Origin of the sequence: Methylophaga sp. UBA2689 (assembly GCA_002354555.1) — a bacterium.
Classification (GTDB): Bacteria; Pseudomonadota; Gammaproteobacteria; order Nitrosococcales; family Methylophagaceae; genus Methylophaga.
This window is the reverse complement of sequence record DELT01000011.1, coordinates 435-10,373: the sequence shown is the minus strand read 5'-3', so window position 1 is coordinate 10,373 and position 9,939 is coordinate 435. Positions and strand designations below refer to the sequence as shown.

Sequence of the window (9,939 nt, the reverse complement as noted above, 5' to 3'; positions counted from 1 at the left end):
GCGCGTAATGCGGTATCGGCCAGAATAGTGACGATGTGTGGCTGAACTTCTAAAATGCCACCGGAAATATAAAACTGCTCTTCCTTACCATCTTTCAGTAACCGCACTTCACCGGCTTTTAAGCGTGTCAGCAATGGAGCGTGACGTGGGTAAATACCCACCTCACCCTCTTGTGCCGAGGCAATTACAGCTTCTACCAATCCAGAATAAATGGATTCTTCAGCACTTACGATGTCAACATGAATTGTCATAGCCATCAGCTACCTCCCAAGAGATTAGTACTTTTTGGCTTTCTCAATCGCTTCATCAATGGTGCCAACCATGTAGAACGCTTGTTCTGGCAGTGAATCATATTCACCATCCAGAATGCCACGGAAACCAGCCAGAGTATCTTTCAGTGAAACGTATTTACCAGGTGCACCGGTGAATACTTCAGCAACGAAGAATGGCTGTGACATGAAACGCTGAATTTTACGAGCACGTGATACAGACAGTTTGTCTTCTTCAGACAATTCATCCATACCCAGGATCGCGATAATATCTTTCAGTTCTTTATAACGTTGCAGCGTGTTTTGAACACCGCGAGCAATATCATAATGATCGTTACCTACAACCAAAGGATCCAGCTGACGTGAAGTTGAATCCAGCGGGTCAATCGCAGGGTAGATACCCAGTTCAGCAATTGAACGTGACAATACAACAGTCGCGTCTAAGTGAGCGAAGGTGGTTGCAGGAGATGGGTCAGTCAAGTCATCCGCAGGTACGTATACCGCCTGGATAGACGTGATAGAACCGGTTTTGGTTGAGGTAATACGTTCTTGCAGTACACCCATTTCTTCGGCCAGTGTTGGCTGATAACCTACCGCTGAAGGCATACGGCCTAACAGGGCTGATACTTCGGTACCGGCCAATGTGTAACGGTAGATGTTATCAACGAAGAACAATACGTCACGACCTTCATCACGGAAAAACTCCGCCATGGTTAAACCAGTCAACGCAACACGCAGACGGTTACCTGGTGGCTCGTTCATCTGACCGTAAACCAGTGATACTTTATCGATTACGTTGGAATCGGTCATTTCGTGGTAGAAGTCATTACCTTCACGAGTACGCTCACCAACACCAGCGAATACCGAGAAACCACTGTGCTCGATAGCGATGTTACGGATAAGCTCCATCATGTTGACGGTTTTACCGACACCGGCACCACCGAACAAACCGACTTTACCACCCTTGGCAAACGGGCAAACCAGGTCGATAACTTTAATACCGGTTTCCAGCAATTCATTACTGGCAGACAGTTCATCAAATGAAGGTGCTTTACGGTGGATACCCCAACGCTCTTCTTCACCGATGTCGCCTTTTTCGTCGATTGGGTTACCCAATACGTCCATGATACGGCCCAGAGTTTTCTGACCGACTGGAACACTAATCGCTTTGCCAGTATTGCTTACTGCCAGGCTGCGTTTCAGACCATCAGTCGTACCCATGGCAATGGTTCGAACTACGCCGTCACCAAGTTGTTGCTGTACTTCAAGGGTTAAACCAGCCTCTTCAACCATCAAAGCATCATAAATATTTGGCAGACTGTCGCGGGGAAATTCCACGTCAACGACCGCACCGATAATTTGTACAATCTTTCCAGAGCTCATCTTGCTTCCTCTTTCAAATAAGTTCGGGCTGCTCAGCCCTTTTAATTCAGTTAGACCGCAGCGGCACCCGCAACAATCTCAGAGATTTCCTGTGTAATCGCAGCCTGGCGAGCTTTGTTGTAAACCAGTTGCAGGTCATCAATAAGATCGCCGGCATTGTCAGACGCATTTTTCATCGCAATCATGCGTGATGCTTGTTCAGAAGCAATGTTTTCAACAACACCTTGATAAACCACTGACTCGATGTAACGGACCAGCAAATCATCCAAAACTTCTTTCGCATCCGGCTCGTAAATATAATCCCAGTGATGAGACATTTCCTCGCTTGGCGCACCAGGAGTGGCAGGTAGCAGACGGATAAACGTGTCTTCCTGCGTCATGGTGTTCACAAACTGGTTATAAACAAGGTACAGACTATCAATATGACCTGATTCGTAAGCATCCAACATAACCTTGATGCTACCAATCAATTCATGAACGCGTGGCGCATCACCCAATTGGGTAACCTGTGCAACCATGTTCACTGGCAAGCGGCTGAAGAATGTTGAGGCTTTTTGACCAATTGCACAGATATCAACCTGCAGGCCTTTATCTGACTTGGATTTGATTTCGTGCAGCACTTCCTTGAACAGATTATTGTTCAAACCACCGCATAAACCACGATCCGAAGAAACCACGATATAACCTACACGCTGTTTCTCTTCACGATCCTGCAAATAAGGATGTCTGTATTCCGGATTGGCAAACGCCAAATGCTGAATAACATTTAAGATCTTGTCAGCATAAGGACGTGTTGCCGCCATGCGTTCCTGAGCCTTACGCATTTTACTGGCAGCCACCATTTCCATCGCAGAGGTGATCTTCTGCGTGCTCTTGATGCTTGCTATCTGCGTACGTATCTCTTTACCGCTAGCCATGAATTATGCCTCGCTTACCAGCTACCGTTGGCTTTGAATTTTTCAATCGCGCTGCGCATTTGGCCAGCGATATTGTCATCAAAATTACCAGTAGTGTTGATTGTGTCCATCAGCTCAACATGCTGTGAACGCATGGTTGACAGTAGTGACGCTTCAAATGAACCGACTTTACTGACGTCAACATCATCCAGGAAGCCTTCGTTAGCTGAGAACAATGAAATCGCCATTTCAGCAATCGATAATGGTTGATATTGTTTCTGTTTCATCAACTCGGTAACACGTTGACCACGGCTAATTTGTGCACGGGTTGCTTCATCAAGGTCAGAAGCAAACTGAGCAAACGCTGCCAGTTCACGGTACTGTGCCAAATCAAGACGAACACCACCACCCAGTTTCTTGATGATCTTGGTTTGAGCGGCACCACCAACACGTGATACCGACAAACCAGCGTTAATCGCAGGACGGATACCGGCGTTGAACAAGTCAGTTTCCAGGAAGATCTGACCATCTGTAATCGAAATTACGTTGGTCGGTACGAAAGCAGAAACGTCACCCGCCTGGGTTTCGATGATAGGCAACGCAGTCAATGAACCGGTTTTACCTTTCACTTCACCGTTAGTGAGTTTTTCTACGTAATCTTCGTTTACACGTGCTGCACGTTCCAGCAAGCGTGAGTGAAGGTAGAAAACGTCACCAGGATAAGCTTCACGACCTGGTGGACGACGTAATAACAGAGACACCTGACGGTAAGCCCATGCTTGTTTGGTTAAGTCATCATAGATAATCAGTGCATCTTCACCTTTATCACGGAAGTATTCGCCCATTGAGCAACCCGCGTAAGGTGCAATAAATTGCAAAGCAGCTGAATCAGAAGCAGATGCCGCAACGATGATGGTGTGACCCAGTGCATCGTGTTCTTCCAGTTTACGAACCACGTTCGCAATAGAAGATGCTTTTTGACCAATCGCTACATAGATGCATTTAACGCCTGTACCTTTCTGGTTGATGATGGCATCAACCGCGATAGCTGTTTTACCAGTTTGACGGTCACCGATAATCAACTCACGTTGACCACGACCGACTGGAATCATCGCATCGATTGATTTCAGACCAGTTTGTAATGGTTGGTCAACTGATTTACGTGCGATAACGCCTGGCGCTACTTTCTCAATTGGAGAAGAGCCACTGGCTTGAATGTCGCCTTTGCCGTCGATTGGTTTACCCAGTGAGTCAACAACACGTCCTAACAGGCCTTCGCCTACTGGAACTTCAAGAATACGACCAGTACATTTGACTTTGTCGCCTTCAGAAATATGTTGGTAAGCGCCCAGAATAACGGCACCGACTGAGTCACGCTCCAGGTTAAGAGCCATACCGAAAGTGTTGCCTGGAAACTCAAGCATTTCCCCGGACATGACATCGGCAAGACCATGAATACGCACAATACCATCGGTTACACCGACTACGGTGCCTTCTGTTCGTGCTTCAGTAGCCCCGTCAAAGCTTTCAATTCGCTTTTTAATCAGGTCACTGATTTCTGCTGAATTCAGTTGCATCTCTGTTTCCTCTTTACGGGCCGCTTAGCTTATCGCGCTGGCCAGTCTGTTCAATTTACCTACGGCAGATCCATCAATTACCAGATCACCTGCCCGAATGATTGCGCCACCCAGCAGACTCTCGTCTACACTTTCGCTAAGGGTGATTTCTTTACCCAGGCGTTTTTTCAGTGCGGCTGCAATCTTGCTTTTTTGTTCATCTGTCAACGGCCGTGCAGTTATCACATCAGCTGACAGCATTTGTTCCGCATCGGCGCGTAACAGTTCATATAGCTCTGCAATTTCCGGCAACAGCAGCAATCGATTGTTTTCTGCCAGAAGCAGCAGAAAACTACGAGCATCTGTACTGAGCTCACCAGTAATATCAGCAAGCAGATTGACTGCCTGTTCATCACTGACCGCAGGGCTCACCAATATGGATTCGACCTCGGGTGTATCAGCGCATTGCGCCAGTACTGTGAGCAGTTCAGACCATGCCTGCATGTCGCCTTTTTCTTGTGCAATCGCAAATACGGCTGATGCGTAGGGGCGAGCGATGGTTATTGATTCTGCCATCCTATGATTCCTCTAGATTTGGCTGACCAACTCATCGAGCAGGTCGGTGTGGGCTTTGTCATCAATCTCACGACTAAGGATTTTGCCAGCACCTGCCAGTGCAACTGACGCAACTTGTGCTCTCAGTTCATCACGGGCTCGGTTCGCTTCCTGCTCAATTTCTGCACGGGCAGATGTGAGAATACGCTCACCTTCAGTACGCGCAGTGCCTTTGGCTTCGTCGACAATTTCGTTTCCGCGGCGTTGAGCCTGAGAAACAATTTCGCTTGCCTGATCTTTTGCTTCATGAATTACCTGTTGGGCACGTTTTTCTGCCAACTCTTGTTCATGACGACCACGTTCTGCCGCAGCCAGACCATCAGCGATTTTCTTTTTGCGTTCTTCCAACGCCTGCATGATAGGCGGCCAGACGTACTTCATGCAGAATGCGACGAAAATCGCAAAGGCAATTAGCTGGCCTATCAAGGTTGCATTGATATTCATGCCTGTACCTCTTGTTTATCGCTATTGGGAGTTGAGTTAATAATCTTAACCAGCTACCGCGAACAGTACATACATTGCCAAACCAACAGCGATCATTGGTACCGCGTCAACCAGACCTGCGACCAGGAAGAACTGTGTACGCAACATTGGTACTAATTCAGGTTGGCGAGCTGCAGCTTCCAGGAAGCGACCACCCAACAGACCAACACCAATGGCGGCACCCAGAGCACCCAGACCAATCATCAGTGCACCAGCAATATAAACTAAACCCATATCCATTTTTCTCTCCTACAAACGTCTAAAGACTAAAAAAATAAAGTTACAACTCAATCAAACTCAATGATGTTCCTGATGTGCCATATCCATATATACCGTGGTCAGCACCATAAAGATAAATGCCTGCAAGGTAATAATAAGAATGTGGAAAATCGCCCAGCCAACCTGTAACAGACCAGCAAAAGAACCTAGAACCAGACCGGCACCGTACATGGTGGCGATCAGAATGAACACCATCTCACCTGCATACATGTTGCCGAACAACCGTAATGCCAGTGAAAATGGTTTTGCAATCAAAGTGACAGTTTCGAGCACAAAGTTGATAGGCAGCGCCCATTTACCAAACGGCTGCAAGGTCAACTCGCCAATGAAACCACCGACGCCTTTGACTTTGAAGCTGTAATACAGCATGAGTAAGAAAACAAATAATGCCATGCCGAGAGTGGCATTTGGATCGGTAGTTGGGACGATTTTGAAGAAGACATCGTGGGGATCAACACCGAAGATTGCTGATGCGCCGTGTGCTACGGCTAAAGGAATAAGATCGACTGGAATTAAATCCATCAGGTTCATCAGGAAAATCCAGACGAAGATGGTTAATGCCATCGGGGCAACCAGGGTATTTTTGCCACCACTGAAGGAGCCACGTACAGAATCATCAATAAACTCAATGATCCATTCTGCGAAATTCTGTGTATTTGTAGGGACACCTGCGGAGATTTTCTTGGCAACGCTGCGGAAAAACCACATCATCAAACCGCCAAGTAGAATCGACATAAACATGGTGTCGACATTAATGGACCAAAAACCCATTTGTGCTGCTTCACCAGAAGACATTGCAAAACCATAATCACCTGTTGGAGCCCAAACGCCTGGCTCTAGCTCTTCATGTTTCGGACCAAAGGTCAGATTTTGCAGGTGATGCTTGATGTATCCTGAAGTTGTTAATTCTTCCGCCATGTTTGTCTCAAGCCTGTTTCATATTTCCAAACAATAAAACCACTTGTATCGCGACGAAGCCGAGCAGGAGCGGTAACGCGGAAAACTCAAACACCGCGAAGCCAACCACAAACATGGCCAGGGTAAAAACCCATCGTTCTGCAATACACCTGTATACGCCACCGAGATTCTTTGCCGGATTGGCACCAGCCTTAACGACTGTTCTCAGTAAATGCCATTTCAGCAACAGTGTGTTGACCACACTGATCATGCCCCCAAAGCATACGGCTATGGCGACATCCTTGCCATGTAACCATGAGACACAAACCACAATAACAACCAACGCTATAACCTGCGTTATTAGCAGCTGATTTACGGGCCTGACTCTGGCTAGTTGCTCCATCTCTATCCGCTGGATCTTTAGTTTTGCCTTAAGCAAATCAGGGAATTATATAGACCTACCCTTTGCACGGTCAACGACTATATCGCTTAATTTATTTTTGATAGGGTATGCCACACTGATTTAGGTTTTGTTCAAACCGTCTTTGCCATTATGAAAGAATCCATTAAGGCATCTGATTTTTGGAGATTATAACTGGGAGATTTTCCCGTTAAACGGCTAATTAACCAGACCTCTAACGCTGTAGTAAATAACTACCATCGTTTGCCATCTGACAACACTCTCTTCGATTACAGGGTTTTGGGCGCCAGCTTAAATTTGCTGCAATGTGCTTCGTATAAAATTTTTAATTCATCCTCTCCCATCAGATCTCCCGGTTCATTGCGGTAACTGATATTGCCATTCACCGCGGCACCCTGCCATTTGCGTTCTATCTGCTGGCGTTCATCCTGTTGTTTAAACCAGCTAATAAACGCATTGGCTTTGGCCAGCAGACGGTAACTTGACCCCCAGGCATTAACTGCCATGGTGTAGTAATACGGTTGGGGCGCAATATTTCCAGGCAGAATTTCAATCTTGCCAAACCAAGGACTGGCGGGGTTTTCACAGGCCCAGTAATAAATCGGCAAATCGACACCAAAGGCATCTACTACACCATCCGCTAGACAGTTATGGATGCGCGTTTGATCGGAATAAGCGATGAGATTATCCAGTCGGACCTTTTCACCGGGTTTGTTTTCATTACTGCTCCAGCGAATACCACAATCTTCAAGCACTTGAAACGCTGCAGGATCATTGATAATTCCAACGACTTTGCCATTCAGATCGTCAAGCCGATTGATATGGTTATCACCTTTCCTGCGAGCCAGTACCCAATGCAGATATGTGTAGGCTTCGGAATACGCCACGTTATCGTATTCTGCCGACGGAGGAAGTGCACTGATAACAATATCCGCTGGTGGTTCGCCATATTTTTTACCCACCGTGAGCAATTCAGTGCACATATCCCATGGTGCTTCGATAAATTCACATTCGACTCCCAGGTACCGCGCAAAGGCTCTGGCATAATCCACATCCAGCCCTTTCAATGGCTCACCGAGTTTTTCGCGAAACGATAAACCGACAAAATTGGGTTCTATCGCAACCCTTAGTTTTCCGCGCTGCAGAATATCGTCAAGTTGATCATGTGATGCATCAGGTACCAGATAGAGTTTTTTCAGTGTGCTATCCATTGACCTGACTGCTGAATCGATCTCCGCTGTTTGAATATCAATTTGTTCCAGGCCAGTGGACATATCTTCAACCACATCGTTGATGATTTTATTCTTGCTTTGTATGCGTTGCATAACACCATTACTCAGATCCAGCGTTTCAAAAATTACCCCGGTGTTTTCCATAACCGCGTTCAACTGTTCACTAATGGATTGAAATAATTCGGTGAGCTGCGCTGTAGCCGATTGGATAACCTCTACAAAACTATTCAGTCTTTCAGAATTTGTCTGACGGATCTGATCCAGCTCGGCGTTAACCTGAGTGAAGTCCAGTTGCCTTGCCGCCTGCTGTGCCTGTTCCATGGTAACCGCTGCAAGACGTCTGACTTCATCAGCCACCACGGCAAATCCTCGCCCATGTTCCCCGGCACGTGCAGCTTCGATAGCAGCATTAAGTGCCAACATATTAACGCCTTTACCGATTTCCAGAATGCCGTCCAGCACATCGGTGACACTATGGGATTTTTCATCAAGGGTAAGGGAGATATGTTGCATCGCTTCGCCGACTGCGACGTTTACATCGTTCGCTTCAACATCTATCTGGGCCTGTAAAGCCCCGACCGTTGAGTTTGAGCTATTCAGGTAATCACTGGCCCGCTTCAGTTCATTATCCAGTTTGTCAGTACGCTGGCCGATTTCTGATAAAAAGTTTTCCTGAACCTCAAGCGCACGGAAAATCTGTCTTGAAAGCTGAGCGGTTTGACTGCTCACCAATTGCAGGGAACGGTAAAAGCGTTTTTCTGCTTCGGTAAAATGCGGAATTACTGCCACATCTTCCTGCACCTTGGCATTTGCTATTGGAGTTTCAATGAATTCAGATGATTTAAGTAGTCTGCTCAACAATTTCACTGCGGATTCCATAGTTTAGAGTCAGCAGGAATATGCAATTGTCAGTCCAGCGGATGGATTTATGATACTGCAAAGAGTGAAATGCTTTAAAACCCTGAGCTTATGTAGCAGCTGAAGTTTACGCGTCTGTAGTTAAAGCGTTTGGAATCACCGGTAATGAAACAAAGTTGCACCACAGTGAAACAAACATTTCACTAATTATGTGCACATTACATTACGCTGCTTTACACACCTATTTGTTTGATAAGGCGTTTTAGCTCATCCACATTGGAATAATCAAACACCAGTTTACCCTTGCCATTAGGGCGGTGTTTGATACTGAAGCCTTTACCTAACTTGTCGGAGATACGTTGTTCTATGCGTTCGATTTCTTCCAGCGACGGTTGTGGAACTTCCTGCTTATCTGCCGAGGATGGCTTTAATAATCGACGAATAAGCTGTTCTGTTTCACGAACCGACAGACCTTTTTCAACGATTTGTAAAGCTGCCTCGGACTGGCTTTCGCCCTCCAAAGCCAGCAGAGTTCGTGCATGGCCCATTTCCAGATCACAGTTTTCCAGTAATTTCTTCACGTCATCATTAAGATTTCGCAGCCGCAGTAAATTACTAATGGTCGCACGTGATTTACCCACCGCCTCAGCGGTTTGCTGGTGAGTTAATTCAAATTCTTCTCGTAGTCGATGCAAGGCATTGGCCTCTTCCATCGGATTCAGATTTTCACGCTGGATATTTTCAATCAATGCCATCGCAATCGCATTGCGATCCGAAACATCCTTGATTAATACCGGAACACTTTCCAGTCCAGCCAGCTTGGAAGCCCGCCAGCGACGTTCACCAGCAATGATTTCGTAGTGTCCACCGTCAATCGGTCTAACCACAATCGGCTGAACCAGACCTTGAGAGCGGATGGAATCAGCAAGTTCTTCAAGGGATTCCTGAGACATATCCATGCGCGGCTGGTATTTACCAGGTTGAATCATGTCCAGTGGAAAATGTTGCAAGCTATCATTCAGGTTACTTTCATCCTGATTGACGTCACCT

At 46.5% G+C, this 9,939-nt stretch carries 11 protein-coding genes; all 11 read right to left on the bottom strand.

Features of this window, described 5'->3' with window-relative positions; all coding sequences use genetic code 11:
• The coding region (atpC, locus tag B3M51_RS01015; RefSeq protein ID WP_292756237.1) for an ATP synthase F1 subunit epsilon at nt 1-257 on the bottom strand (257 nt) is incomplete at its 3' end.
• 18 nt (nt 258-275) lie between these two features.
• The gene (atpD, locus tag B3M51_RS01010; protein ID WP_292482902.1) at nt 276-1,652 is read right to left on the bottom strand and encodes a F0F1 ATP synthase subunit beta; all 1,377 of its coding nucleotides are present in this window, start codon (nt 1,650-1,652) and stop codon (nt 276-278) included.
• A gap of 50 nt (nt 1,653-1,702) precedes the next feature.
• On the bottom strand, nt 1,703-2,569 hold the full coding sequence (gene atpG / locus B3M51_RS01005; RefSeq protein ID WP_292358481.1) for a F0F1 ATP synthase subunit gamma: 867 nt from the start codon (nt 2,567-2,569) through the stop codon (nt 1,703-1,705).
• Between the two features lie 14 nt (nt 2,570-2,583).
• Nucleotides 2,584-4,125 (bottom strand): F0F1 ATP synthase subunit alpha, encoded by a 1,542-nt coding sequence (gene atpA, locus B3M51_RS01000; protein ID WP_292756235.1) that lies wholly within the window; start codon nt 4,123-4,125, stop codon nt 2,584-2,586.
• 24 nt (nt 4,126-4,149) lie between these two features.
• Nucleotides 4,150-4,680, bottom strand: coding sequence for a F0F1 ATP synthase subunit delta (locus B3M51_RS00995; RefSeq protein WP_292756233.1), 531 nt, complete (start codon nt 4,678-4,680; stop codon nt 4,150-4,152).
• A 12-nt stretch (nt 4,681-4,692) separates the two neighbouring features.
• The gene (locus B3M51_RS00990; RefSeq protein WP_014705460.1) at nt 4,693-5,163 is read right to left on the bottom strand and encodes a F0F1 ATP synthase subunit B; all 471 of its coding nucleotides are present in this window, start codon (nt 5,161-5,163) and stop codon (nt 4,693-4,695) included.
• Nucleotides 5,164-5,208: 45 nt separating this feature from the next.
• A complete protein-coding gene (gene atpE, locus B3M51_RS00985; protein WP_007144166.1) occupies nt 5,209-5,442 on the bottom strand; it encodes a F0F1 ATP synthase subunit C in 234 nt (77 codons plus the stop codon).
• A 57-nt stretch (nt 5,443-5,499) separates the two neighbouring features.
• Nucleotides 5,500-6,399, bottom strand: a complete 900-nt coding sequence (gene atpB / locus B3M51_RS00980) for a F0F1 ATP synthase subunit A (RefSeq protein WP_292756231.1) — start codon at nt 6,397-6,399, stop codon at nt 5,500-5,502.
• Nucleotides 6,400-6,406: 7 nt separating this feature from the next.
• Nucleotides 6,407-6,781 (bottom strand): ATP synthase subunit I, encoded by a 375-nt coding sequence (locus tag B3M51_RS00975; RefSeq protein ID WP_292756229.1) that lies wholly within the window; start codon nt 6,779-6,781, stop codon nt 6,407-6,409.
• A gap of 287 nt (nt 6,782-7,068) precedes the next feature.
• Complete coding sequence (locus tag B3M51_RS00970) at nt 7,069-8,898, bottom strand: methyl-accepting chemotaxis protein (RefSeq protein WP_292756227.1); 1,830 nt, start codon at nt 8,896-8,898, stop codon at nt 7,069-7,071.
• A gap of 224 nt (nt 8,899-9,122) precedes the next feature.
• A partial coding sequence (locus tag B3M51_RS00965; protein WP_292756225.1) for a ParB/RepB/Spo0J family partition protein occupies nt 9,123-9,939 on the bottom strand: 817 nt, incomplete at its 5' end.